This is a genomic window from Pseudomonas iridis (genome assembly GCF_017980685.1).
In the GTDB taxonomy this organism is placed as follows: Bacteria; Pseudomonadota; Gammaproteobacteria; order Pseudomonadales; family Pseudomonadaceae; genus Aquipseudomonas; species Aquipseudomonas iridis.
Map to the genome: position 1 here is coordinate 21,032 of NZ_JACXXO010000016.1, position 24,409 is coordinate 45,440.

Below are 24,409 nucleotides of genomic sequence, written 5' to 3' on the forward strand. Positions count from 1 at the left end.
AAGGCGCGTGAGTAATTCGTTAACCAGTGGAGATCCCAGTGGGAGCGGGCTTGCCCGCGATGAGGCCATCACATTCAACATCTCTGTTGGCTGAGAGTCCGCTATCGCGGGCAAGCCCGCTCCCACAGGTTCAGTAGTGATACCACTTCACTTCAAGCATGACTTCGGTTTCAGGCGTTGCCAAATGACTGAACTCACGCTGTGCACTCAGGCGCAGGCCGAGATTGCGTGACAACTCCCACTGCTGATTCAGGCTCAGGCTACGGCGCACTTCGCCATTGAAGAAATAATCACCCTTGGCTTCGAGGCTGAGATTGCCCAGCGGGTTTTTCCACAACACGCCGGTATTGAAACCGCCAGCGGGGGAGACGAACTCGGCGAAGTCATTGTTGTGTTCGACGCGCACCGTGCCGAGGGCAAAACCGAGCACGTCTTCACCCAATTGCCACGTACCGCCACCGCCGCCATTGACGTGGCTGACCAGGGTTTCGTCATCATGCTTGCCCGGCACGCGTTCAAGTCCGCCCGTGACTTGCCACGACAGCGGCTGCAGCAGATCGTTACGTGGCGTCAGTGAGCGAATGGTCGCCAGATCCAGTTGCTGGAACTGCCAGTGATTGCCTTCGTACTGGCGCAGCTTCATCTGCAGGATTTCAATTTGCGCGCCGAGCGGGAAACTTTCGGCGTTGTCGTTGAGGTCGTGATACGCCATGCGCAAGCCATACTCGGCGAACGCACGGTCGCCGCGAGTACCGAGGCCGGCCTGCCAGGTGCGCGACTCGTGGCCATCCTCCGGCAGACCGGGACGAGGAATTTCCAGCTCCGGTGCCGGGTTCTTGTTGATCGCCCGCAGCAGTTCAAAGCTGCGCTGCGCCCGTTGTGGATCACGTTCCTGACCGTTGGCGCGGTAGCGCTCCAGCCGATACGCGGCGTCGATGATCAGCGCTTGCCGGGCGCGGGGCAGGGCCTTGAAGGCCGGTTCCTGCAACACCTGCTGCTCGGCACTGACTTTCAGCACCCATTGCTGTTCTTCGTCAGTCAACGGTTCGGCGCGGCTGAGCAATTCGCGTTCACGGGACGGGCGGTATTCGATGCTTTCCACCAGACCCGCTTCTTTAACGGCTTTGACCGTGTCAGTAGGGATTGCGGTCAGCGGGAATTGTTCGGTCAGGCGCAGGCTCGGCCGGGCCACTTGCAGCAGTTCGAGCAGACGGTACGAGCAGTTTTCGTCGAAGAAGAAATAGTCGAACTGGATCTGCTTCAACTCCCACACGTGCTCGACCATGCGCGCGGTTTCTTCTTGCGTCAGGTTGAGCCGGTATTCCCACAAGTCGCGGTTTTCCAGGCTGCGGTATTCGGAGAGTTTTTCCTGATACGGCACCAGCGCAAACAGCCCCGGATAACCGCCCATCAAGCCTTTCCAGGCGTAAAGAATGCTGTTGTCCGAACCTTCGATGTAGGCGCCGAAGTTGATCGCGTAACTGAGCAGCGAGGTCTTGTCGCTTTGCACGTCAGCCTGATCGATACGCAGCAGGGTGTGGCCGAACATCGACGACGGACTGTTGAGATACGCTGCCGGGAAGATCATCACCGCGCTGTGCGGCGAGACGTCCTTGAACCACTTTTTGTATTCGGCGCACGCCGGCATCGGCAGGTCGGTCAGGTTGAGCTGGGTTTTCAACCAACGGGTGCGGGCCGGATAAACGCATTGCGCGTGCTGCTCACCGAGACTGGCCGGGGCGTACAACGCCTGCACGGTGGCGGCCAGCTCACGGTCGGGGTGTTCATTGCCATCGGGCGCGAGAAAGAACTTCTTGTCGCTGACATAGCTGCGCCAGCCGCCAAGCTTGGCGGTTTCGTAATGACCGAGGGAAATCCAGAAGCGGTCATTGGCCAGTTGCTGCAAACGTTGAGGATCGATGTTTGGCGCGGCGGACAGCGGGGCGCAGACACAGAGCGCCAGCCAGGCAAGGCGTTTGAGCATAGTCGGCAACTTAAACAGGAAAAAAACAAAAGCCCAAGGAGGGACGGGCCGAAAAAATAAAAACCCGCTCCCCGAAGGAAGCGGGCAGGGTCGAGCTTAAGCCTGCGTTGCGTACTTGGCCAGACGTGCGTCTGATTTCAGCACGGACAGGGTGTTGGTATGCACGTCTTCAGCGGTCACGTCAGCCTTGCTGAAGATCTGCTGGAAGTGCTCGTGAGTCACAGCAGCGAAGTGCGCACGGTCTTCCGGCGCCACGCCCAGTACCACGGCGTAGGTCGTCAGCGCTTCGCCGTTGCCCTTGGCCATGTCTTCAGACAGCTCGTTCATCATGCCATTCATGGCAAACCAGGATTTGCCGCCATAGGTCAGCGACGCGTTGGTCGAGCAACCGTTGGTGCCGGAGGTCATACCAAACGTGGCGTTACCGGAAGTGCCGTTGGTGGTGGATGCCAGGAAGTGAGCCGGGGTGCCACGCTGACCTTCGAACAGCATGTTGCCCCAACCGCAATCCGGGCCGCCTGGAGCTTGCGCCATTGCGTTGATGGATACAGCGGTGAAGAGAGTACCGAGAAGAATCCGTTTCATAGCTTTGTTCTCTTTATGTGCATACCAATGGACAGGGTTCTGGCGCCTGACGGTGCCAGTGGGCCGGTATTAGTTCCAGCCGCGCAGTTTGGAGTTTAGGCACGTTCCTGGGGTTCCGTGAGTTTTTGCAAAATATTTGGAATAACCCCCTGTTTCAAGGGGGCGGGTCACGGGCCGGGCGTTTGTCTATGCTTTGTCACATGGCGCGCCTTGCCAGTGGGGTACGGGCAGCGCCAGAATGCCGCTATCTGCCCCGCCTGATTGTTAAGGAAGCCCGATGCCTGATCCTGTTGCTGCCAGCTTGCGTCTAGCGCCCGAAGCGCTGACCCGTCCGTTTTCCGCTGAACAGTTCAGCTTCACTACCACCAATGATCTGGAGCCCTTTCGCGGTGTGCTCGGCCAGGAACGTGCGGTCGAAGCCTTGCAGTTCGGTGTGGCCATGCCACGCCCCGGTTACAACGTCTTTGTCATGGGCGAGCCCGGTACCGGTCGCTTCTCGTTCGTCAAACGCTACCTGAAAGCCGAAGGCAAGCGCCTGCAGACCCCGGCGGACTGGGTCTATGTGAATAATTTCGATGAACCGCGCGAACCGCGCGCACTGGAGTTGCCATCGGGCACGGCCGGCGCGTTCATCGGTGACATCAACGGCTTGATCGACAACCTGCTGGCGACTTTTCCGGCGGTCTTCGAACACCCGTCCTATCAGCAAAAGAAAAGCGCCATCGACCGCGCCTTCAACCAGCGCTACGACAAGGCCCTCGACATCATTGAGCGTCTGGCCCTGGAAAAAGACGTTGCCCTGTATCGCGACAGCAGCAACATCGCCTTCACACCGATGCTCGACGGCAAGGCGCTGGATGAAGCTGAATTCGCCCAGTTGCCGGAAGCCGATCGCGAGCGTTTTCACGAAGACATTTCCGGTCTCGAAGAACGCCTGAACGAAGAACTCGCCAGCCTGCCGCAGTGGAAGCGCGAGTCGAACAATCAGCTGCGTTCGCTCAATGAAGAAACCATCACCCTGGCCTTGCAGCCACTGCTGGCGCCGTTGTCCGAGAAGTACGCGGAGAACGCAGCGGTCTGCGGTTACCTGCAAGCGATGCAGGTGTACCTGCTGAAAACCGTGGTCGAGCAACTGGTCGACGACAGCAAGACCGACGCCGTCGCCCGCAAGCTGCTGGAAGAACAATACGCGCCGAGTCTGGTGGTCGGTCATCCGGTCAGCGGTGGCGCCCCCGTGGTTTTCGAGCCACACCCGACCTACGAAAACCTGTTCGGTCGCATCGAATACACCACTGATCAAGGCGCGCTTTACACCACCTATCGCCAGTTGCGTCCGGGTGCCTTGCACCGCGCCAACGGTGGTTTCCTGATTCTTGAAGCGGAAAAAATGCTCAGCGAGCCGTTCGTGTGGGATGCGCTCAAACGCGCCCTGCAATCGCGCAAGCTGAAAATGGAATCGCCGCTGGGCGAGATGGGCCGCTTCGCCACCGTGACCCTCAACCCGCAGCACATCCCGTTGCAGGTCAAAGTCATCATCATCGGCGCGCGGTCGCTGTACTACACGCTGCAGGACCTTGATCCGGACTTCCAGGAGATGTTCCGCGTTCTGGTCGACTTCGATGAAGACATTCCGATGGTCGACGAAAGCCTGGAGCAATTTGCCCAGCTCCTGAAAACCCGTACTTCGGAAGAAGGCATGGCGCCGCTGACGGCCGATGCGGTCGCGCGTCTGGCAACTTACAGCGCACGTCTGGCCGAACACCAGGGACGTTTGTCGGCGCGCATCGGTGATCTGTTCCAACTGGTCAGCGAGGCGGATTTCATCCGGCATCTGGCCGGTGATGAAATGACCGATGCCGGTCACATCGAGCGCGCCCTGAAAGCCAAGGCCACCCGCACCGGGCGCGTGTCGGCGCGGATTCTCGATGACATGCTCGCCGGGATCATCCTGATCGACACCGATGGCGCGGCGGTCGGCAAGTGCAACGGGCTGACCGTGCTTGAAGTCGGTGACTCGGCATTCGGTGTGCCGGCGCGGATTTCCGCCACGGTGTACCCGGGCGGCAGCGGTATCGTCGACATCGAGCGTGAGGTCAACCTTGGCCAGCCGATCCACTCCAAAGGCGTGATGATCCTCACCGGATATCTGGGCAGCCGTTACGCCCAGGAATTCCCGCTGGCGATTTCCGCGAGCATCGCACTGGAGCAATCCTATGGTTACGTCGATGGCGACAGTGCGTCGCTGGGCGAGGCGTGCACGCTGATTTCGGCGTTGTCGAAAACCCCGCTCAAGCAATGCTTCGCGATCACCGGTTCGATCAACCAGTTCGGTGAAGTGCAGGCGGTGGGCGGGGTCAACGAGAAGATCGAAGGCTTCTTCCGCCTCTGCGAAGCGCGCGGCCTGACCGGCGAGCAAGGTGCGATCATTCCGCAGGCCAACGTCGCTACGTTGATGCTCGATGAGAAAGTGCTGGCGGCAGTGCGCGCAGGGCAATTCCACGTGTACGCGGTGCGTCAGGCCGACGAAGCGTTGAGCCTGCTGGTCGGTGAACCGGCCGGTGAGCCGAACGCCGATGGTGAATTCCCTGAGGGCAGCATCAATGCGCGAGTAGTGGAACGCCTGCGCGATATTGCCGAGATGATCAGCGAAGACGATCTCAAGGAAGCCGAGAAGGAATTGGCGCAGGAGGCATTGATAGAAGCCAAACCTGCCTGAGCCTTCATGCAGTAAATCTGTGGGAGCGCGCCTGCTCGCGAAAGCGCTGTATCAGACGACGATTAAGTTGCCTGACACTTCGCGTTCGCGAGCGGGCTCGCTCCCACAGTGTTTTTCCAGATTGATTGTTGCGCTGATCTTCGTGAAAAGTGCCATCACTCTGACGCCAATATTCACACAATGACCATTCGGCGCATTCTGGTTTCATATGGCTTGCGCGGCGGACTTTTCTTCTATTCTCAGCTCAAGGATATCGACAGTATCACTGGATCGAGCCAGTCCTCCCGAGAGGGCTGAATACCGGCTTCACCGAGGGTCGCCGCCATGTCGCGCAACCTCTGCCTCACCCGTCAATGTCTGGGTCTCGTGACCCGTATCGAATGTGCCATCAAACCGTTGGCCGGCGATAACGGCATGTGGACGCTGCTCTTCGCTGCCGGCATGGCCGGCGAACAACCTTCCGCCATCAAAGCTCAAGGTCCGTTCCACGGCCCGATTGCCGCCGAGTCGATTCTCGACACCATCGTTGAAAGTCTGACGTTGCACGGCTATGAACTGGCCGACGACCCGCAGATCTGGAGCCTGCACCTGCAGGCCCAGCTTCGGCAGATCAACGGCGGGCGTGGTCGTAGCCTCAACGGTTAGGGCGCGGTGTCAGGCATCTGCGCCTTGTCGAGCTTGACCTCAAAGCCGTATTGCACGGTGGCGAGGTTGGTTCGCTGATAGGTTTCCACGTGGGTAGGACGGCCATAGAAGTAGTGCACGCCAAACAGCGCCGGGCCTTCTGCGCTCGCATCGTGGCTGACCGAGAGAATCTGCTTGAGGTATTTGCCGCTGTCGTCCTTGACGAAGAACCGCCATTCATCGGCAGGGAATAGCTTCAAGTCCACCACCAGCGTGTTGTTCCTGATCTCCAGACCTTTGGGCAAAGACCTGGCGTCGTAGGTTTTTTTCTCGACCGAGGCTAGAAACAGCGGCATTGAGCCGACGGCAATCGCCGGCGTATCCGGGAACAGGTTCAAATCGTAGGTGATCGTCGCTTGCAGTGGATCGACCTGATAAGCCTCGGGTGGTAGCTCGATCGGTTCATCGAGTTTGCCGCTGCGCTTCTCGGTGAAGAATGTCACCGGGCTGACCCCGGGGCTGAAGTCGTCCCCGAGCAGTTCGTCGTTGAAGGTGCGGCGGTGAGAAAACTCGATGCGCGCAGCGCTCGAGTCCTCCACCGATTGCTGAATACGCACGCCTGCCTTCAACTGATCCTCGGTCAGGCTCGCGCCTTTGAGCCAGTTCGCGGCCAGATCGTCATACACCACAATCGGCAAGTCCAATGGCTGGATGGTTTTTTCCACAGTGTGTGGGCTGAAGGTACGAATTGGCAGATCCAGTGCTTTGCGTGTCACGGTTACCGAGGAAAAATCCAGCAGGCTGACTTCCAGCGTCTCGATCGGGCCATTGAAGTAGACCTTGTTGTAGCGGCGCGGGTGTTGTTGCTCGAACGCCAGTTGGTCGGCACTGAGCTGCTTTTCCAGCGCGTCGCTCCAGTTTTTTTGCTGTTGCAGGTGCGTCAGTTGCTTTTGGTAGAAGGAAACCTGCTCCGGACTTTCGTTGATCGAACCGGCACGCACCAGGTATTGACCAGTGCCATCACGCGCTTGAACGATCAGCGGATTGAGCTGGGCGTCCGCGACTTCCGGGGCCAGCGGCAGGTTGTTGCTGAATTCGACTTCGGCGTAGTTCTTTTCAAGCTTGAGCAGTTTGACGCTGAGATTGTCGTTGGTGCGGGTCTGACCGACATCTTTCTGCGTCAAGTCGAAACTGTACAAGCGGCGCGGCGCGATAACTTCGACCTGGCCTTGCAGGCTCACCGGTTGCGGCAAGGTCTTTTTGTCCACTCCAAGACCATCGATGAACGGGTAGGTCACGGTCAGGTCATCGGGATTGGTAACGTTGGAGCTGGACGGGCTGAGCTGGATGCCCGGATCGGTTTCCGACCATTCCGGCTGATAAGCAATGACGCGCTTGTTGCTCAACGTTACCGACTGCCATTCCACGCCATGCGGGAACAGGAAACCACCGGGGATGTTCAGGTTGAAAGGAAAAACCGGTTGCAGATCGGTGAGGTAATCGGAGCTGGCATCTTTGTGCAGCACGAACAGCCCCTTGATGAACGTATCAACCAGCGCTTGCGGGTTAGGGTAGTGCTTGAGCACGCCGAGGGCGTCTTCGCCGTATTCGGTTTGTGCCGGATTGCTGTCGAGCTTGAGCTGTGCGCGTTCGAGCAACAGCAGCGAACCGCCGAGTTCGGTGACAGCGTCCTTGAGCTTCGGATCGGTGATGACGTCCAGTGACTGTTCGAATTTTGCGGTTTTTTCTTCAAGGCTGACGGTGCGCTTTTCGTCACTTTGCGAGCAGCCGCCAAGGAGCAGGGTGAAGCAAATTCCGGCAATCGTTATCGGCAATCGCACATCCATTTCCACTTTTCCTGTCCGCTTTCGCTGGGCCGTCAATGTTTTGGACACTAGCAGAAAAAAATGCCGCACACGTGCGCCGGTAGCGGATTTTCAGGCGGTTTCTGGCTGTCACAGCGGGCTGGTATACTCGCCCCCCATTACAACCCCCCTTGTGTGAGATTCAATGGAACGCTTTATCGAAAATGCAATGTATGCCACGCGCTGGCTGCTGGCGCCGATCTATATCGGGCTGTCTCTCGGGCTCCTGGCGTTGGCACTGAAATTTTTCCAGGAAGTTTTCCACATCCTCCCCAACGTCTTCTCGATGGCCGAGTCGGATCTGATTCTGGTCCTGCTGTCGCTGATCGACATGGCGCTGGTCGGCGGCCTGCTGGTGATGGTGATGATTTCCGGCTACGAGAACTTCGTCTCGCAACTGGACATCGACGAGGGCAAAGAGAAGCTCAGCTGGCTGGGCACCATGGACTCCTCGTCGCTGAAGATGAAAGTGGCAGCCTCGATCGTGGCGATTTCCTCGATCCACTTGCTGCGCATTTTCATGGATGCCAAGAACGTCGATCCCGAGCACCTGATGTGGTACGTGATCATCCACATGACGTTTGTGATTTCGGCATTTGCCATGGGTTATCTGGATAAGCTCACCAAGCACTGATCATCCCTGGAGTGCTGCAAAACCGCCCGTCTGTTGCGAAACAGACGGGCGGTGTCGTTTGTGGCTTGTGCTTTTTTGCCCGCGGGCATATCCCTGTAGACCTAATGGCCAGCCACTGCGTGAGGTGTGTTCATGAACCTGCAAGAGTTGAACGCGTATGCCATCGCCGGCAAGGTCGATGAGCTGAACCTGATCTCCATGGAAGGTGGCATCTACCTGCTCGAAGCGCGTATGCGTGGAGCGGCGTATCCGCTCAGCAATCCTCAAGGGCAGATGTTGACGCTACGCTCGGTCGAACATGCCCGGGATGTGCTGCATAGCTTCCCGGTGCTGCCATTCAACCTCGTACACACCTCGGTACATGATGAAATGTGTGGCCTCGGCGCCAGTGGCGAGGAAAGTCTGAAAGTGCCGCTCGCCTGGCGTTCCGTACTGTAGACCCGGCGCCCCAAACGCCAAGGCATCTGTGCTAGTCTGCTCGCCCTTTTGGTTCCGGGCGCGCCGGGACGCGCTGTGTACGCACGGCACGTCTGTTGGTCGTCCGCACAGCGGAGCAGTGTCATGTCCGAAGTAAATCTGTCCACCGACGAAACTCGCGTCAGCTACGGTATCGGCCGTCAGCTGGGTGACCAGCTGCGCGACAACCCGCCACCGGGTGTCAGCCTTGACGCCATTCTGGCCGGTCTGACCGACGCTTTCACCGGTAAGGAAAGCCGTGTGGGTCAGGAAGAAATGTCCGCCAGCTTCAAAGTGATCCGCGAGATCATGCAAGCCGAAGCGGCTGCCAAGGCTGAAGCTGCAGCAGGCGAAGGCCTGGCATTCCTGGCTGAAAACGCCAAGCGTGACGGCATCACCACTCTGGCGTCCGGCCTGCAATTCGAAGTGCTGACTCAGGGCGAAGGCGCCAAGCCAAGCCGTGAAGATCAAGTGCGTACTCACTACCACGGCACCCTGATCGACGGCACTGTGTTCGACAGCTCCTACGAGCGTGGCCAGCCAGCAGAATTCCCGGTTGGCGGCGTAATCGCCGGCTGGACCGAAGCCCTGCAACTGATGAATGCCGGCAGCAAATGGCGTCTGTACGTGCCGAGCGAACTGGCTTACGGCGCTCAAGGCGTTGGCAGCATCCCGCCGCACAGCGTTCTGGTATTCGACGTCGAGCTGCTGGACGTTCTGTAAGACCTGGCCTGTCCTTGTGACGGGTTAGCAATGTGGGAGCGAGCCTGCTCGCGAAAGCGGTATTTCATTCAGCATCTCTTTTGAATGTACTGACGCCTTCGCGAGCAAGTTCGCTCCCACAGTTTTTTCCGTGACTTTCATAGTTCTATCTTGTGATGCAGTTCATTCGTCGGGCGCAAGGCCCGGGCGTAGCAGAACAGGAACAGATTGCGCACCAGCTCCTTGAGCACCAGCGGCTCGCTGGAGTTCAGGCTGTTCACATCCAGATCACCCTGATCCTGCAGCTCATGCAGGGCTTCCTCTTCAAGCACCGCACAGACTTCCCCGGTTTCCCGATGCAGGATTCTGAGGTAGGGGTGTGGGCGATCCAGCCAGGCGTCGATCAAATAAGTCATGGTTCTCATCTCCATTGAATGGGTTTCAATGAGAATAATTCTTATTCATCAAATAGCAAGCGCCTATTGGCGGATTGCAGATTTTTCAGGGTAAAGATTGCGTAAGGTCAAGACGGCTGGCGCTTGGCTATTGCGTGGATGTACCGAGTGAGCTGGGGAGGGTGAAGCTCCATCCCACGGCGGGCGTGGGATGGATGACAGCAGGTTCAGACTTTTCTGACGAACTCGGATTTGAGCTTCATCGGGCCGATGCCGTCGATCTTGCAGTCGATGTCGTGGTCGCCATCGCACAGACGGATGTTCTTGACCTTGGTGCCGACCTTGACCACCAGCGACGTGCCTTTGACCTTGAGGTCCTTGATCACGGTGATGGTGTCGCCGTCCTGCAGGAGGTTGCCGACCGAATCTTTCTTCACGGCGTCATCGGAGGCAGCTTCCGCTTCGCCATTGGCAGACCACTCGTGGGCGCACTCCGGGCATACCAGTTGGGTGCCGTCTTCGTAGCTGTATTCGGAATTGCATTTCGGGCAGGGTGGCAACGTGCTCACTAGGGCTCCTTGAGAGTGGATCGCTAAAAGTCGCACATTGTATAGGGTTTCTCCGCTGGTGGCGCCAAAAGCAAAAAATCGCAGCTCCGACAGCCCTGTAGGAGCTGCCGAAAGCTGCGATTTTTTGATTTTTCTTTAGCGATTTCAGTGTGTGCGGGCGACCGCAAACTCACTCAATTCAACCAGTGCATCACGGTATTCACTGGCCGGCAGCGCTTCGAGGCACTTGATCGCACGGGCCACATAATCGCGGGCCAATTGCGCGGTGTACTCAAGCGAACCGGAAGCTTCCACGGCGATGCGGATGCTTTCCAGGTCTTCGATCCCGCCTTTCTGGATCGCCTGGCGCACCAGTGCAGCCTGTTCAGGCGTGCCTTCGCGCATGGTGTAGATCAGCGGCAGGGTCGGCTTGCCTTCGGCCAGATCGTCACCGACGTTCTTGCCCAGGGTTTCAGCGTCGCCTTTGTAGTCGAGCAGATCGTCGACCAATTGGAATGCCACGCCCAGATGATCGCCAAAGGTGCGCAGGGCTTCGCTCTGCTCGGCGGTCGCACCGGCCAGCGCGGCGGCGCTGTGGGTCGAGGCTTCGAAGAGCATCGCGGTCTTGCCGCGGATGACTTCCATGTAGGTTTCTTCGGTGGTGCTCGCGTCGCGGACCTTGGACAGTTGCAGCACTTCGCCTTCAGCGATGATGCGCGTGGCCTGCGAGAGGATCTTCATCACCGGCATCGAGCCCAGTTCGACCATCATTTCGAACGAGCGCGAGTACAGGAAATCGCCCACCAGCACACTTGGTGCGTTGCCCCACATTGCGTTGGCAGTCGAACGGCCACGGCGCATGCCGGACATGTCGACCACGTCGTCATGCAGCAACGTCGCGGTGTGCAGGAATTCGATGGTGGCGGCGAGCAGGCGCATGTCATCGCCTTCGCGACCCAGGGCCTTGCCACACAGCAACACTAATAAAGGACGCAGGCGTTTGCCGCCGGCCGAGGTGATGTAATCGCCGATTTTCGATACCAGCGGCACTCGGGAAGTCAGCTGCTTCTTGATGATGCCGTCGACGGCGCTAAAATCGTCCGCCACCGCGCGGTAGAAAGCTTGGGGTTGCATCAGCGAGAGTCGCTCCAGAAGGGTTGCGCGGCATGCTAGGACCCCCGTCCAGACCTGTCAAGGCGCGATGGACGGCTACTTGCAAGCCTGCGATAGCTTGCGTACAATCGCGCACCCTGAACTTCCTGGGCAGCACCTGCCTTACGCAATTGCTAGCGGGCCTTCCAGCCCCATGCAGCCATGCCAGCCAATACCTCTTCTTATAAAGAGCTGGGTGAGCAGGATTATCGGAGAAACACCATGTCTTATGCAGTAATCGTTACTGGCGGCAAGCAGTACAAAGTCGCCCCAGGTGAATACCTGAAGATCGAAAAACTGGAAATCGCTACCGGCGAATCCGTTACCTTTGATCGCGTTCTGTTGGTTGCCAATGGCGACGACGTAAACATCGGCGCTCCAGTTGTTGCTGGCGCTACTGTTGTGGCTGAAGTGATCTCCCAAGGTCGTCACGATAAAGTCCGCATCATCAAGTTCCGTCGTCGTAAGCACCACATGAAGCGTATGGGCCACCGCCAGTGGTACACCGAGATCAAAATCACCGGTATTCAGGCTTAATTTCAGCCTAATTCCTCACTAGGAGAATTGAACTCATGGCACACAAAAAAGCTGGTGGTAGTACCCGTAACGGTCGCGACTCAGAAGCCAAACGCCTTGGCGTGAAGATGTATGGCGGCCAGAAGATCATTCCGGGCAACATCATCGTGCGTCAGCGCGGCACCCAATTCCACGCTGGTTACGGCGTTGGCATGGGTAAAGATCACACCCTCTTCGCGAAAATCGAAGGCGTGATCAAGTTTGAAGTAAAAGGCGCGTTCAACCGCCGTTACGTGAGCGTTGTCGCGGCTTAATCGCGAGATCGCTGGAAGAGCCCTGTCTTGCGACGGGGCTTTTTCGTTTGTGGGGTGAGTCTCTTGCAAAACTGTTTGTATGGGCTGTCGGCGTGCGATACAGGTCGTGTTTTGGGGTCGCTGCGCTCATTTTTGCAAGAGTCTTATGTCTTGATTGTTTTTCGGCTCGTCCGTATGGCGAGAGGCGTTGGTTATGAAGTTTGTTGATGAAGTATCGATTCGAGTAAAAGCTGGTGATGGCGGCAATGGCGCCATGAGTTTCCGTCGGGAAAAATTCATCGAGAACGGTGGCCCGAACGGTGGTGATGGTGGTGACGGCGGTTCCATCTACATGATGGCCGACGAAAACCTCAACACACTGGTCGACTACCGTTACACCCGGCACTTCGATGCCGAGCGTGGTTCCAACGGCGGCAGCACCGACTGCACCGGTAAAAAAGGTGAAGACCTGATCCTGCGCGTTCCAGTCGGCACCACCGTGATCGACTCCGCTACTCAGGAAGTCATCGGTGACCTGACCAAGGCTGGTCAGAAACTGATGGTCGTGCAGGGCGGTTGGCACGGTCTGGGTAACACCCGTTTCAAATCCAGTACCAACCGTGCGCCGCGCCAGACCACTCCGGGTAAACCGGGTGAGCAGCGCGACCTGAAACTGGAAATGAAAGTGCTCGCCGACGTAGGTCTGCTGGGCTTGCCGAACGCCGGTAAAAGTACCTTTATCCGTTCGGTCTCGGCAGCCAAGCCGAAAGTTGCCGATTACCCGTTCACCACGCTGGTGCCAAACCTGGGCGTGGTCAGCGTCGATCGCTGGAAGAGCTTCGTCGTTGCCGATATTCCGGGCCTGATCGAAGGTGCTTCCGATGGCGCCGGCCTGGGTATCCGCTTCCTCAAGCACCTGGCGCGTACGCGTCTGCTGCTGCACCTCGTCGATATGGCGCCGCTGGATGACGCCAGCGCGCCGGATGCCGCTGAAGTAATCGTCAATGAGCTCATCAAGTTCAGCCCGTCCCTGGCTGAGCGCGATCGCTGGCTGGTGCTGAACAAGTGCGACCAGATCCTTGAAGAAGAGCACGAGGAGCGCGTCAAGGAGATCGTTGATCGCCTGGAGTGGACTGGTCCGGTCTACGTGATCTCGGCCATCTCCAAGCTGGGTACCGAGCGTCTGTGCCACGACATCATGCGTTACATGGAAGATCGTGCCGACCGCCTGGCCAACGACCCTGCCTACAAGGAAGAGCTGGCTGATCTCGATCAGCGCATCGAAGACGAAGCGCGTGCGCAACTGCAGGCGCTGGATGACAAGCGTGCCCTGCGTCGCAGTGGCGTGAAGTCGGTCCACGACATCGGCGACGATGATTGGGACGAAGAAGATGTGGATGACGAAGACGGTCCGGAAATCATTTACGTGCGTGACTGATTCGTTGCAGTAAACTTGAACGCCGCTCAATCGAGCGGCGTTTTAGTATCTGGAAATCGCAAGTCACAAATAACGTCATGGGCGGCGCTGGGTCGCGCTGCCCTCAAGCTAAGGTTGAAGATGATGCGGAGCAAGGTGACAGGTGCGCAGCGTTGGGTCGTGAAGATCGGCAGCGCTTTGCTGACGGCTGATGGCAAAGGGCTGGATCGTGCGGCAATGAGTGTCTGGGTCGAGCAGATGGTGGCCTTGCATGAGGCTGGCGTCGAGTTGGTGCTGGTGTCCTCCGGAGCGGTAGCGGCCGGCATGAGTCGCTTGGGCTGGACCGTACGACCCAGTGCGATGCACGAGCTTCAGGCTGCCGCCGCTATCGGTCAGATGGGTCTGGTGCAGGCTTGGGAATCAAGCTTCGCCGAGCATGGCCGGCACACCGCGCAGATTCTCCTGACTCACGACGACCTGTCCGATCGCAAGCGCTACCTGAATGCCCGCAGCACCCTGCGAGCGCTGGTCGAGCTGAAAGTCATCCCGGTGATCAACGAAAACGACACGGTGGTGACCGACGAAATTCGTTTTGGCGACAACGACACGCTGGCGGCGTTGGTGGCCAACCTGGTTGAGGCTGATCTGCTGGTGATCCTGACCGATCGCGACGGTATGTTCGATGCCGATCCGCGCAACAATCCAGAGGCGCAGCTGATTTATGAAGCGCGCGCCGATGATCCGAGCCTGGATGCGGTGGCGGGTGGCACCGGTGGGGCGCTGGGGCGCGGCGGCATGCAAACCAAGTTGCGCGCAGCACGGCTGGCGGCGCGTTCCGGTGCGCACACCATCATTGTGGGTGGTCGTCTCGAGCGTGTGCTGGATCGGCTGAAAGCGGGCGAGCGCATCGGTACGTTGCTGTCGCCCGAGCGCGGCATGCTGGCGGCGCGCAAGCAATGGCTGGCAGGGCATCTGCAAACCCGTGGCACGCTGGTGCTGGATGATGGTGCTGTGTCGGCGCTGTCTCAAGGCAACAAGAGCCTGCTGCCGGTTGGCGTCAAGCTGGTGCAGGGCAGTTTCCGTCGCGGTGAGATGGTGGTCTGTGTGGCGCCGGACGGTCGTGAAATTGCCCGCGGCCTGGCCAACTACAGCGCGCTGGAAGCTCAAAAAATCATCGGTCAGTCGTCGGATGCGATTGTCGGTTTGCTGGGTTACATGGCTGAGCCGGAACTGGTTCATCGTGACAACCTGATTCTGGTGTAAGGAAAATTCAATGCGCGTAGCAAAAGGATTGTTGGGTCTGTTGATGGCGCTGCCATTGCTGGCCTCGGCCGAGGAAATCGGTCAGGTGTCGACGGTGTTCAAATTTGTCGGTCCGAACGACCGGATCGTGGTCGAGGCGTTCGACGACCCCAAGGTCGAAGGTGTGACCTGCTACCTGTCGCGTGCCAAAACGGGCGGCGTGAAGGGTGGTCTGGGGTTGGCGGAAGATCGTGCCGAAGCCTCGATTGCCTGTCGTCAGGTCGGTCCGATCAAGTTCAGGGGCGAGCTGAAGGACGGCGATGAGGTGTTCAGGGAGCGCACATCGTTGGTGTTCAAGACCATGCAGGTGGTGCGTTTCCTCGACAAGAAACGCAATACGCTGGTGTATCTGGTCTATAGCGATCGCGTGATCGAGGGCAGTCCGCAGAATGCGGTGACGGCCATTCCGATTTTGCCGTGGGTGCCGGTTCAGCAATAAGGCTGGAAACCATTACAGGGTCGAGTTTGTTTTCCAGGCCCATTGGTTGAATGATTGAGGGCGAGCCGTTCGGCTCGCCTTTTTGTTTCTCCTTGTTGAATTGATGTGCTTCAGGCGCGAAGGGATTCGTATGCGTTCTTTTTTTATGTCGCTGATGGTGTGTTGCTCGCTGTCCATGCAAGTGCAGGCCGAACCGTTTTATGCCGGAAAGTCATTGGCGCACCCGGTGATCCAGTCTCAGGAGAGTGGCGACGTTGGCGTTTGTTCGCGAGCCATCGGGCGTTGTGGGGTATGCGTGCATGTGTGATGCGCCGACAGCGGTGCCGCAGATGCTCGACGATTTCGGTGATTCGAGCATCGAGTCAGTGTTCTACGCCAGTCTCGATAGCGATATACAGACCTTGATTGTCCTGTCCCGAGCGGGTGGGCGAAATGGGCTCCATGGCTATCGACTCAGTGAGCGATCGGGCAAATATCGCAAGCTGAACAGTCTGCAGCCGGTTCTTGATCGTATTGCGAGCAATCAGAAGAAGCTCAATGCCGCACGGGTAGTGAGCGAGCTGAACAAGTTGCTGCCCTATGACTACGGTTATGAGATGGCGACAACTGGCATCCCCGAGTTCGATGCACTCGATCCCACGGCTGGCACGTTAGTGGGCGAATTCGGTGTTGGTGGCGTTCCGGCCTCGGAGGGCGGTGAGCCGTCAGAAGATGGTGTCTATGACGCCTACAAGAAAACCTTTCTGCAGCGCGAAGGGCGTTGGTTGACGCTGACCTACGAGCGCACCCCGATGGAGGAGGGTGAGCTCGCTCCGGCCTTTCGTGTAACGCAAATTGCGTGGGAGTCTGACCCGAAACGATATGTGGGTTCGGAGGACGGCCCTCTCGTTAAGTTGTGGGGTGATCGTGTGCTGGAGCGAGGCGTGATGGTTCGGGGCAAGAAGACGGGTGACTGGATCGAGTTTGATGCAGCGGCCTCCGAGGCCTCGGGAGCTTATGCGAATGGTTTGAGGCAGGGCACCTGGGAGGTCAACGAGCGCCATAGTGTTTCCGAGGGTTTGTTCGTCGATGGTTTGCGTGAGGGGCGCTGGACGATCACTGCGTACGATAAAGACGAAGATATTTCCGGGTTCGATACGTATAAGCACGATGTTCTGGACGGTCCGACAGAGCGAGTCAGAGGAAGTAAGGTTGTCTCGCGCGGCGAGTACCGGAATGGTCGGCAGAGCGGTCATTGGCTCAGTGGTGAGGGTGAGGGCGGTTACGTGTCAGGTGCCAGGGAGGGCGCCTGGACTCTCAAGGTGGGCGGAGGCCGCATTCAAACCTTGTCGTTTGTCGCGGGTAAAAAGGATGGAGAGTTGCGCGAGGTTGATGCTGCGGGTGTGCTGCGACTGCTTGAGCACTACAAGGCTGGTGCGCTGGACGGCTTGAGGGAAATCTACGCTGCAAACGGCAAACTGACCTATTCGGCGACCTACGTGGCGGGGCAGATCAAGGGGCGTGCGCTGACCTATACCCATGATGGTTCGGTACTGCTGTCTGACATCACCTGGCTTCATGGAAATAGAGAGGGGCCCTTTCGTACCTATCACTCAAATGGTCGTTTAGACCGAGTGGCTATTTATGAGGCGGATGAGCCCATCGGCAACGATCAGTCGTTTAATGAGGCTGGGGCGTTGGTTTCAGACAGAAATTACTGCCATGTGGTCGATGGCAAGTACACAAGAATCAAGCCGTGTGGCCTGCAGCGTAGTTTTCGCGGTGATGGGGTTGCCTACTTCGAGGCCGATTACCTGTTCGGGGTCAGGCAAAGTGTGCGTCACGAGTCTCACGAGGGGCGAAAGGTCGAGGAGTTGCTGTTGGGTGCGGATGATCGTGTGATACACAACGATTACTACCCCAATGGGCAATTGAAGTGCTCCGAGCCCATGCAGGGATATCGTCTGATCACCGTTGAGGGGCGGGAATACAAAGACTATTCCTATGCGAAGCGTGAAGGTGAAATGGTCTGCTACTACTCGACCGGCGTCGTTGAGCGTCGCTTCAACTTTAAGGGTGGCGAGCTGGTCGGCTGTTACACCGGGTACGATGAGTCGGGCGTGCAGAACTTTCCGCCGCCAGAGGGGTGTCCTCCACCGAAGCCGGTGATGTTCAATTTTGGTGAGTAGACTCGGTGAGTCGGGTGCGTACCCTTGATCGGGTGCGTGCCTGTTTGCGGGGTTGTGATGAGAGGGGCGCCAAATTGCAGGCAATAAAAAACCGACCCGAAGGTCGGTTTTCTAATGACTACGTCGCTTAGGCAGCTTCTTTCAGTGCCTTGACGTGGCCATTCAGACGGCTCTTATGACGAGCAGCCTTGTTCTTGTGGATGATGCCTTTATCGGCCATACGGTCGATAACTGGCACAGCCAGAACGTATGCAGCTTGAGCTTTTTCAGCGTCTTTTGCGTCGATGGCCTTAACTACATTCTTGATGTAGGTACGAACCATGGAACGCAGGCTGGCGTTGTGGCTGCGACGCTTCTCAGCCTGTTTTGCACGTTTTTTGGCGGAAGGTGAGTTGGCCACCGTCGAGCTCCTCGAAAGACTTTTTAGGAAATAGCAAACAAAATAGGCCGCGAATCATGCCGATGAAGAGAAGTCTTGTCAAGGGCACTTGAATCGTTCCGCTAAGTGGTAGGTATAAAGAGGCGGGATATTTATTTCCGGCGCTTGACCTGTAAACTCGCGAGCTTTGGCTCTGTGCTGCTGCGGCGCGGAGTATCGCACAAGTAGGCGCTTTATTCGCCTGCTGTTTATCGACAGGCACAAACTCCTTCAATGAATCTGCTCAAATCGTTGGCCGCCGTCAGCTCTATCACGATGATTTCCCGGGTTCTCGGGTTTGTTCGCGATACGCTGATTGCTCGTATATTCGGCGCCGGAATGGCGACAGATGCCTTTTTTATCGCCTTCAAACTGCCTAATCTGCTGCGGCGGATCTTCGCCGAAGGGGCTTTTTCCCAAGCATTCGTGCCCATTCTTGCGGAATACAAAAGCCAGCAGGGCGAAGAAGCGACCCGCACCTTTATCGCCTATGTGTCGGGTTTGCTGACGCTGGTGCTGGCGCTGGTCACTGCGCTGGGCATGATCGCCGCGCCATGGGTCATCTGGGCCACCGCCCCGGGGTTCACCGATACCCCGGAAAAATTCCAGCTCACCTCTGACCTCTTGCGGGTGACGTTCCCTTATATATTGCTGATCTCTCTGTCCTCGCTGGCCGGTGCGATCCTCAATACCTGGAACCGCTTCTCGGTGCCTGCGTTCGTACCGACCTTGCTCAACGTCAGCATGATCGTGTTTTCGCTGTTCCTCACACCGTACTTCGATCCACCGGTCATGGCGCTCGGCTGGGCGGTATTGGTCGGTGGTTTGGCGCAGTTGCTGTTTCAACTGCCGCACCTGAAAAAGATTGGCATGCTGGTGCTGCCGCGCCTGAATCTGCGTGATACCGGCGTGTGGCGGGTGATGAAACAGATGCTGCCGGCGATCCTTGGCGTATCGGTCAGCCAGATTTCGCTGATCATCAACACTATATTCGCCTCGTTTCTGGTCGCCGGCTCAGTGTCCTGGATGTATTACGCCGACCGTTTGATGGAGTTGCCATCCGGTGTGCTGGGTGTGGCATTGGGCACGATTCTGCTGCCGACGCTGGCCAAAACCTACGCCAGCAAGGATCGCCACGAATATTCGCGGATTCTCGACTGGGGCCTGCGCCTGTGCTTTGTGCTGGTGTTGCCGTGCTCTTTGGCGCTGGGGATCCTCGCCGAGCCGTTGACCGTTTCGTTGTTCCAGTATGGTCAGTTCACTGGCTTCGATGCCGAAATGACTCAGCGAGCATTGATTGCCTATTCTGTCGGTCTGCTCGGGATTATCGTGATCAAAGTGCTCGCGCCGGGCTTCTATGCGCAACAGAACATCCGTACGCCGGTAAAAATCGCAATCTTCACGCTGGTGTGTACTCAGTTGTTCAATCTGGTATTGATTGGTCCGCTGGCCCACGCCGGGCTGGCCCTGGCGATCAGTGCCGGTGCGTGCCTCAACGCCGGGCTGCTGTTCTATCAGTTGCGCAAACAGCAGATGTACCAGCCGCAACCGGGTTGGGCCAAGTTCGGTTTCAAGCTGATCGTGGCAGTGGCGGTGATGTCGGTGGTGTTGCTGATCGGCATGCATTTCATGCCGGCGTGGGATCAAGGCCACATGCTTGAGCGCTTCCTGCGTCTGGGCGCATTGGTGGCGGCGGGCGTGGTTGCGTATTTCGGTATGTTGCTGCTGCTCGGTTTCCGTCTGCGCGACTTCAATCGCAAGGCCTTGAGCTGAGGTTTTACCCTTTGTGAATGGGCGCGGGCCGGCAGTTTTGTCGGCTCGATCACTTTGCGTTACGGTGTTGCCTGTCGTCGACCGTCGGGTGTGGTTATAATCGACCACTTTATGAGCAAGAAGCGCGTTATGCAGCTGGTTCGAGGCCTCCACAACTTGCGCCCCCAGCATCGGGGCTGCGTCGCCACTATTGGCAACTTTGACGGTGTTCACCGTGGTCACCAGGCTATCCTGGCCCGACTGCGTGAGCGTGCGCTCGAGTTGGGCGTACCCAGCTGCGTGGTTATTTTCGAGCCGCAGCCACGGGAGTTTTTCGCCCCCGAGACCGCGCCGGCACGTCTGGCCCGGTTGCGCGACAAACTGCAGCTGTTGGCCGCCGAAGGTGTCGACCGGGTCCTGTGCCTGGCCTTCAACCAGCGTCTGAGCAAGCTCAGCGCCAGTGAGTTCGTCGACACCATTCTGGTGGACGGGCTCGGCGTGCAGCATCTGGAAGTCGGTGACGATTTCCGCTTTGGCTGCGACCGCCTCGGCGATTTCGATTTCCTGTTGCAGGCCGGGCAGGTTCACGGATTTACCGTCGAAGCCGCGCAAACCGTCGAGCTGGATGGCATTCGCGTCAGCAGCACTCAGGTGCGTAACGCCTTGGCCGCCGCCGATTTTGCCTTGGCCGAACGTTTGCTCGGCCGCCCGTACCGCATCGCCGGTCGTGTGCTGCATGGCCAGAAGCTGGCTCGGCAATTGGGTACGCCCACTGCCAATATTCAACTCAAGCGTCGTCGCGTACCGTTCACCGGGGTGTATCTGGTGGATGTCGACATCGACGGCAAGACCTGGCCCGGCGTCGCCAATATTGGCGTACGGCCCACGGTACAAGGTGATGGCAAGGCCCACCTTGAAGTCCATCTTTTAGATTTTGCCGGCGATCTGTATGACCGGCGTTTGACGGTGGTTTTCCACCAGAAGCTGCGTGAAGAGCAGCGATTTGCCTCTCTGGAGGCGCTGAAAACGGCGATCAATGCGGATGTCGCCACCGCCCGTGCACTAGCCGCACCTAGCGCCCATCGCTAATGAAGAGCCTTAAATGACCGACTATAAAGCCACGTTAAACCTTCCGGACACCGCCTTCCCAATGAAGGCCGGCCTGCCACAGCGCGAACCGCAGATTCTGCAGCGCTGGGACAGTATTGGCCTGTACGGAAAGTTGCGCGAGATTGGCAAGGATCGTCCGAAGTTCGTCCTGCACGACGGCCCTCCGTACGCCAACGGCACGATCCACATCGGTCACGCTCTGAACAAGATTCTCAAGGACATGATCATCCGCTCGAAAACCCTGTCGGGTTTCGATGCGCCGTACGTGCCTGGCTGGGACTGCCACGGCCTGCCGATCGAGCACAAGGTTGAAGTGACCCACGGCAAGAACCTGGGCGCGGACAAGACCCGCGAACTGTGCCGTGCCTACGCCACCGAGCAGATCGAAGGGCAGAAGTCCGAATTCATCCGCCTTGGCGTGCTGGGCGACTTTGCCAACCCGTACAAGACCATGAATTTTCAGAACGAGGCCGGTGAAATCCGCGCTCTCGCCGAAATCGTCAAGGGCGGTTTCGTGTTCAAGGGCCTCAAGCCTGTGAACTGGTGCTTCGACTGTGGTTCGGCTTTGGCCGAGGCGGAAGTCGAGTACGAAAACAAGAAGTCGTCGACCATCGACGTGGCCTTCCCGATTGCTGACGAGGCCAAACTGGCTGCCGCGTTCGGCTTGCCGTCGCTGGCCAAGCCTGCCTCGATCGTGATCTGGACCACCACCCCGTGGACCATCCCGGCCAACCAGGCGCTGAACGTTCACCCGGAATTCAACTACGCGCTGGTTGATGTCGGCGACAAGTTGCTGGTGCTGGCTGAAGAGTTGGTCGAAGCCTGTCTGGCTCGTTACAGCCTGGAAGGTTCGGTGGTTGCGACCACCACCGGTAAAGAACTGGAGCTGATCAACTTCCGTCACCCGTTCTATGACCGTCTGTCGCCGGTGTATCTGGCCGACTACGTCGAACTGGGCGCTGGCACCGGTGTGGTTCACTCCGCCCCGGCTTATGGCGTAGACGACTTCGTGACCTGCAAGAAGTACGGAATGGTCAACGATGACATCCTCAACCCGGTTCAGAGCAACGGCGTTTACGTGCCGACGCTGGAATACTTCGGCGGCCAGTTCATCTGGAAGGCCAATCCGGCCATCGTTGAAAAACTGACCGAAGTCGGTGCGCTGATGCACACCACCGTCATCGAACACAGCTACATGCACTGCTGGCGTCACAAGACCCCGCTGATCTACCGCGCCACCGCGCAGTGGTTCATCGGTATTGACAAAGAGCCGGTCAGCGGCGACACCCTGCGTATTCGCTCGCTCAAAGCCATCGAAGAAACCAGGTTCGTTCCAGCCTGGGGCCAGGCGCGCCTGCACTCGATGATCGCCAACCGTCCCGACTGGTGCATCTCGCGTCAGCGCAACTGGGGCGTGCCGATCCCGTTCTTCCTCAACAAGGAAAGCGGCGAGCTGCACCCACGCACCGTCGAACTGATGGAAGAAGTGGCCAAGCGCGTTGAAGTCGAAGGCATCGAAGCCTGGTTCAAGATGGACGCTGCCGAACTGCTGGGTGATGAAGCGCCGCAGTACGACAAGATCAGTGACACCCTCGACGTCTGGTTCGATTCGGGTACCACGCACTGGCACGTCCTGCGCGGTTCGCACCCGATGGGCCACGAAACCGGTCCACGCGCCGACCTGTACCTGGAAGGTTCCGACCAACACCGTGGCTGGTTCCACTCGTCGCTGCTGACCGGTTGCGCCATCGACAACCACGCGCCGTACCGCGAACTGCTGACCCACGGCTTCACCGTCGACGAAGCGGGCCGCAAGATGTCCAAATCCCTGGGCAACGTGATCGCACCGCAGAAAGTCAACGACACCCTGGGCGCCGACATCATGCGTCTGTGGGTGGCTTCGACCGATTACTCCGGCGAAATCGCCGTGTCCGAGCAGATCCTCGCTCGCAGTGCCGATGCCTACCGTCGGATCCGTAACACCGCACGCTTCCTGCTTTCCAACCTGACCGGTTTCAACCCGGCCACCGACATCCTGCCGGCTGAAGAAATGCTCGCGCTGGATCGTTGGGCGGTGGATCGCACCTTGCTGCTGCAACGCGAGCTGCAAGAGAACTACGGTGAATACCGTTTCTGGAATGTCTACTCCAAGATTCACAATTTCTGCGTGCAGGAGCTGGGTGGTTTCTACCTCGACATCATCAAGGATCGCCAGTACACCACCGGCGCCGACAGCAAGGCACGTCGCTCGTGCCAGACTGCGCTGTTCCATATCTCTGAAGCGCTGGTGCGCTGGATCGCGCCGATCCTCGCCTTCACTGCCGACGAGCTGTGGCAATACCTGCCGGGCGAGCGTAACGAATCCGTCATGCTCAACACCTGGTACGAAGGTCTGACCGAACTGCCGGAAGGCTTCGAGCTGGGCCGTGAGTACTGGGATCGCATCATGGAAGTGAAAGTCGCGGTCAATAAAGAGATGGAAATCCAGCGTGCAGCGAAAGCTGTCGGTGGCAACCTGCAAGCCGAAGTGACGCTGTTTGCCGAAGAGGCTCTGACTGCCGACCTGGCCAAGCTAAGCAACGAACTGCGCTTTGTATTGATCACTTCGACCGCCAGCGTTGCACCATTCGTGCAGGCTCCGGCCGACGCAGTGGCTACCGAAGTCAGCGGCCTGAAGCTGAAGATCGTCAAATCGGCATTCGCCAAGTGCGCTCGCTGCTGGCACTGCCGCGAAGACGTCGGCGTGAACCCGGAACATCCGGAAATCTGCGGTCGTTGCGTCGACAACATCAGCGGCGCTGGCGAGGTTCGTCACTATGCCTAATGCCATTGGCCGTTTCGGACGGTTGGGCTGGCTCTGGTTGAGCTTGCTGGTGCTGGTCATCGACCAGGCCAGCAAGTTCTACTTTGAAAACAAGCTCGAAATGTTCCAGCAGATCGTGATCATCCCCGATTACTTCAGTTGGACCCTGGCTTACAACACCGGCGCTGCCTTCAGCTTTTTGGCTGACAGCTCCGGCTGGCAGCGCTGGCTGTTCGCCCTGATCGCGATTGTGGTCAGTGCGGTGCTGGTGGTCTGGCTCAAGCGTCTGGGGCGCAACGAAACCTGGCTGGCCATCGCTTTGGCGCTGGTGCTGGGTGGTGCGTTGGGCAATCTGTATGACCGCGTGGCCCTGGGCCATGTAATCGATTTCATTCTGGTGCACTGGCAGAACCGCTGGTACTTCCCGGCGTTCAACATCGCCGACAGCGCTATCAGCGTTGGCGCGGTGATGCTGGCACTGGATATGTTCAAATCCAAGAAAACCGAAGAGGCCGCTCATGACTGAACAA

At 58.3% G+C, this 24,409-nt stretch carries 23 protein-coding genes; 16 read left to right on the forward strand and 7 right to left on the reverse strand.

The genetic code is table 11. The features are described 5' to 3' along the window. Positions 1-130: 130 nt before the first annotated feature. Positions 131-1,984 (reverse strand): Lnb N-terminal periplasmic domain-containing protein, encoded by a 1,854-nt coding sequence (locus tag IEQ42_RS21685; RefSeq protein WP_210705142.1) that lies wholly within the window; start codon positions 1,982-1,984, stop codon positions 131-133. Between the two features lie 96 nt (positions 1,985-2,080). Further along, positions 2,081-2,569, reverse strand: coding sequence for a DUF3015 domain-containing protein (locus IEQ42_RS21690; protein ID WP_150595302.1), 489 nt, complete (start codon positions 2,567-2,569; stop codon positions 2,081-2,083). 277 nt (positions 2,570-2,846) lie between these two features. On the opposite strand from IEQ42_RS21690, the gene IEQ42_RS21695 reads away from it, so the two are divergent. Together IEQ42_RS21695 and IEQ42_RS21700 are read left to right on the forward strand one after the other, a co-directional pair. Then, on the forward strand, positions 2,847-5,285 hold the full coding sequence (locus IEQ42_RS21695; protein ID WP_210705144.1) for a Lon protease family protein: 2,439 nt from the start codon (positions 2,847-2,849) through the stop codon (positions 5,283-5,285). A gap of 324 nt (positions 5,286-5,609) precedes the next feature. Then, on the forward strand, positions 5,610-5,930 hold the full coding sequence (locus tag IEQ42_RS21700; protein ID WP_042561157.1) for a PA4575 family protein: 321 nt from the start codon (positions 5,610-5,612) through the stop codon (positions 5,928-5,930). Here IEQ42_RS21700 and IEQ42_RS21705 read toward each other — a convergent pair. After that, positions 5,927-7,756 (reverse strand): hypothetical protein, encoded by a 1,830-nt coding sequence (locus IEQ42_RS21705; protein ID WP_210705145.1) that lies wholly within the window; start codon positions 7,754-7,756, stop codon positions 5,927-5,929. The two genes, IEQ42_RS21700 and IEQ42_RS21705, sit on opposite strands and share 4 nt — an antisense overlap. 163 nt (positions 7,757-7,919) lie before the next feature. Between IEQ42_RS21705 and IEQ42_RS21710 the strand changes: the two genes are divergently transcribed. The 3 genes from IEQ42_RS21710 (at position 7,920) to IEQ42_RS21720 (ending at position 9,587) form a co-directional block, all read left to right on the forward strand. Further along, on the forward strand, positions 7,920-8,408 hold the full coding sequence (locus IEQ42_RS21710) for a TIGR00645 family protein (RefSeq protein ID WP_042561155.1): 489 nt from the start codon (positions 7,920-7,922) through the stop codon (positions 8,406-8,408). A gap of 132 nt (positions 8,409-8,540) precedes the next feature. Further along, complete coding sequence (locus tag IEQ42_RS21715; protein WP_210705146.1) at positions 8,541-8,846, forward strand: DUF6482 family protein; 306 nt, start codon at positions 8,541-8,543, stop codon at positions 8,844-8,846. A 123-nt stretch (positions 8,847-8,969) separates the two neighbouring features. After that, entirely contained in the window at positions 8,970-9,587 is a 618-nt protein-coding gene (locus IEQ42_RS21720; protein WP_150595305.1) for a BamJ family beta-barrel-assembly machinery protein, read from the forward strand. Positions 9,588-9,724: 137 nt separating this feature from the next. Here IEQ42_RS21720 and IEQ42_RS21725 read toward each other — a convergent pair whose 3' ends face one another. From IEQ42_RS21725 to IEQ42_RS21735, 3 genes are all read right to left on the reverse strand, one after another. Next, positions 9,725-9,982: a PA4570 family protein gene (locus tag IEQ42_RS21725; RefSeq protein WP_042561152.1), complete on the reverse strand. Its 258-nt coding sequence runs from the start codon at positions 9,980-9,982 to the stop codon at positions 9,725-9,727. Between the two features lie 206 nt (positions 9,983-10,188). Continuing rightward, entirely contained in the window at positions 10,189-10,530 is a 342-nt protein-coding gene (locus IEQ42_RS21730; RefSeq protein ID WP_210705147.1) for a zinc ribbon domain-containing protein YjdM, read from the reverse strand. A gap of 144 nt (positions 10,531-10,674) precedes the next feature. Then, on the reverse strand, positions 10,675-11,643 hold the full coding sequence (locus IEQ42_RS21735; protein WP_007909817.1) for a polyprenyl synthetase family protein: 969 nt from the start codon (positions 11,641-11,643) through the stop codon (positions 10,675-10,677). Between the two features lie 240 nt (positions 11,644-11,883). Between IEQ42_RS21735 and rplU the strand changes: the two genes are divergently transcribed. The 7 genes from rplU (at position 11,884) to IEQ42_RS21770 (ending at position 17,796) form a co-directional block, all read left to right on the forward strand. Continuing rightward, entirely contained in the window at positions 11,884-12,198 is a 315-nt protein-coding gene (rplU, locus tag IEQ42_RS21740) for a 50S ribosomal protein L21 (protein WP_003176051.1), read from the forward strand. A 35-nt stretch (positions 12,199-12,233) separates the two neighbouring features. Continuing rightward, positions 12,234-12,491 carry a 50S ribosomal protein L27 gene (rpmA, locus tag IEQ42_RS21745; RefSeq protein WP_003176049.1) on the forward strand — a complete coding sequence of 86 codons (258 nt, stop codon included), beginning with the start codon at positions 12,234-12,236 and terminating at the stop codon, positions 12,489-12,491. 193 nt (positions 12,492-12,684) lie between these two features. Beyond that, positions 12,685-13,908 (forward strand): Obg family GTPase CgtA, encoded by a 1,224-nt coding sequence (gene cgtA / locus IEQ42_RS21750; RefSeq protein ID WP_115146542.1) that lies wholly within the window; start codon positions 12,685-12,687, stop codon positions 13,906-13,908. A gap of 123 nt (positions 13,909-14,031) precedes the next feature. Beyond that, the gene (gene proB / locus IEQ42_RS21755) at positions 14,032-15,150 is read left to right on the forward strand and encodes a glutamate 5-kinase (protein WP_210705148.1); all 1,119 of its coding nucleotides are present in this window, start codon (positions 14,032-14,034) and stop codon (positions 15,148-15,150) included. A 10-nt stretch (positions 15,151-15,160) separates the two neighbouring features. Beyond that, positions 15,161-15,628, forward strand: coding sequence for a CreA family protein (locus tag IEQ42_RS21760; protein ID WP_210705149.1), 468 nt, complete (start codon positions 15,161-15,163; stop codon positions 15,626-15,628). A gap of 130 nt (positions 15,629-15,758) precedes the next feature. Continuing rightward, positions 15,759-15,935, forward strand: a complete 177-nt coding sequence (locus IEQ42_RS21765) for a hypothetical protein (protein ID WP_210705150.1) — start codon at positions 15,759-15,761, stop codon at positions 15,933-15,935. Between the two features lie 22 nt (positions 15,936-15,957). Beyond that, positions 15,958-17,796: a toxin-antitoxin system YwqK family antitoxin gene (locus tag IEQ42_RS21770; RefSeq protein WP_210705151.1), complete on the forward strand. Its 1,839-nt coding sequence runs from the start codon at positions 15,958-15,960 to the stop codon at positions 17,794-17,796. Between the two features lie 127 nt (positions 17,797-17,923). Here the strand turns inward: IEQ42_RS21770 and rpsT are convergent, their stop codons facing one another. Beyond that, positions 17,924-18,196: a 30S ribosomal protein S20 gene (gene rpsT / locus IEQ42_RS21775; protein WP_003228351.1), complete on the reverse strand. Its 273-nt coding sequence runs from the start codon at positions 18,194-18,196 to the stop codon at positions 17,924-17,926. A gap of 252 nt (positions 18,197-18,448) precedes the next feature. Here rpsT and murJ point away from each other — a divergent pair, with 252 nt between their 5' ends. The 4 genes from murJ to lspA all read left to right on the forward strand — a co-directional run bounded on the left by murJ (position 18,449) and on the right by lspA (position 24,405). Next, entirely contained in the window at positions 18,449-19,987 is a 1,539-nt protein-coding gene (murJ, locus tag IEQ42_RS21780; protein WP_210705153.1) for a murein biosynthesis integral membrane protein MurJ, read from the forward strand. A 129-nt stretch (positions 19,988-20,116) separates the two neighbouring features. Further along, positions 20,117-21,055, forward strand: a complete 939-nt coding sequence (ribF, locus tag IEQ42_RS21785) for a bifunctional riboflavin kinase/FAD synthetase (RefSeq protein ID WP_042561145.1) — start codon at positions 20,117-20,119, stop codon at positions 21,053-21,055. 13 nt (positions 21,056-21,068) lie between these two features. Further along, a complete protein-coding gene (ileS, locus tag IEQ42_RS21790; protein WP_210705155.1) occupies positions 21,069-23,900 on the forward strand; it encodes an isoleucine--tRNA ligase in 2,832 nt (943 codons plus the stop codon). Further along, positions 23,893-24,405, forward strand: a complete 513-nt coding sequence (gene lspA, locus IEQ42_RS21795; protein ID WP_042561143.1) for a signal peptidase II — start codon at positions 23,893-23,895, stop codon at positions 24,403-24,405. Before ileS ends, lspA begins: the two co-directional genes overlap by 8 nt. The last annotated feature ends 4 nt before the right edge of the window (positions 24,406-24,409 follow it).

Coding starts and splice junctions, on each gene's coding strand:
- IEQ42_RS21770 (WP_210705151.1), top strand. CDS start 15,958: ATGCTCGACGATTTCGGTGATTCGAGCATCGAGTCAGTGTTCTACGCC.
- IEQ42_RS21700 (WP_042561157.1), top strand. CDS start 5,610: ATGTCGCGCAACCTCTGCCTCACCCGTCAATGTCTGGGTCTCGTGACC.
- IEQ42_RS21695 (WP_210705144.1), top strand. CDS start 2,847: ATGCCTGATCCTGTTGCTGCCAGCTTGCGTCTAGCGCCCGAAGCGCTG.
- lspA (WP_042561143.1), top strand. CDS start 23,893: ATGCCTAATGCCATTGGCCGTTTCGGACGGTTGGGCTGGCTCTGGTTG.
- IEQ42_RS21765 (WP_210705150.1), top strand. CDS start 15,759: ATGCGTTCTTTTTTTATGTCGCTGATGGTGTGTTGCTCGCTGTCCATG.
- IEQ42_RS21725 (WP_042561152.1), bottom strand. CDS start 9,982: ATGACTTATTTGATCGACGCCTGGCTGGATCGCCCACACCCCTACCTC.
- IEQ42_RS21735 (WP_007909817.1), bottom strand. CDS start 11,643: ATGCAACCCCAAGCTTTCTACCGCGCGGTGGCGGACGATTTTAGCGCC.
- proB (WP_210705148.1), top strand. CDS start 14,032: ATGCGGAGCAAGGTGACAGGTGCGCAGCGTTGGGTCGTGAAGATCGGC.
- cgtA (WP_115146542.1), top strand. CDS start 12,685: ATGAAGTTTGTTGATGAAGTATCGATTCGAGTAAAAGCTGGTGATGGC.
- murJ (WP_210705153.1), top strand. CDS start 18,449: ATGAATCTGCTCAAATCGTTGGCCGCCGTCAGCTCTATCACGATGATT.
- IEQ42_RS21685 (WP_210705142.1), bottom strand. CDS start 1,984: ATGCTCAAACGCCTTGCCTGGCTGGCGCTCTGTGTCTGCGCCCCGCTG.
- IEQ42_RS21720 (WP_150595305.1), top strand. CDS start 8,970: ATGTCCGAAGTAAATCTGTCCACCGACGAAACTCGCGTCAGCTACGGT.
- IEQ42_RS21715 (WP_210705146.1), top strand. CDS start 8,541: ATGAACCTGCAAGAGTTGAACGCGTATGCCATCGCCGGCAAGGTCGAT.
- IEQ42_RS21760 (WP_210705149.1), top strand. CDS start 15,161: ATGCGCGTAGCAAAAGGATTGTTGGGTCTGTTGATGGCGCTGCCATTG.
- ribF (WP_042561145.1), top strand. CDS start 20,117: ATGCAGCTGGTTCGAGGCCTCCACAACTTGCGCCCCCAGCATCGGGGC.
- IEQ42_RS21705 (WP_210705145.1), bottom strand. CDS start 7,756: ATGGATGTGCGATTGCCGATAACGATTGCCGGAATTTGCTTCACCCTG.
- IEQ42_RS21710 (WP_042561155.1), top strand. CDS start 7,920: ATGGAACGCTTTATCGAAAATGCAATGTATGCCACGCGCTGGCTGCTG.
- IEQ42_RS21690 (WP_150595302.1), bottom strand. CDS start 2,569: ATGAAACGGATTCTTCTCGGTACTCTCTTCACCGCTGTATCCATCAAC.
- ileS (WP_210705155.1), top strand. CDS start 21,069: ATGACCGACTATAAAGCCACGTTAAACCTTCCGGACACCGCCTTCCCA.
- rplU (WP_003176051.1), top strand. CDS start 11,884: ATGTCTTATGCAGTAATCGTTACTGGCGGCAAGCAGTACAAAGTCGCC.
- rpmA (WP_003176049.1), top strand. CDS start 12,234: ATGGCACACAAAAAAGCTGGTGGTAGTACCCGTAACGGTCGCGACTCA.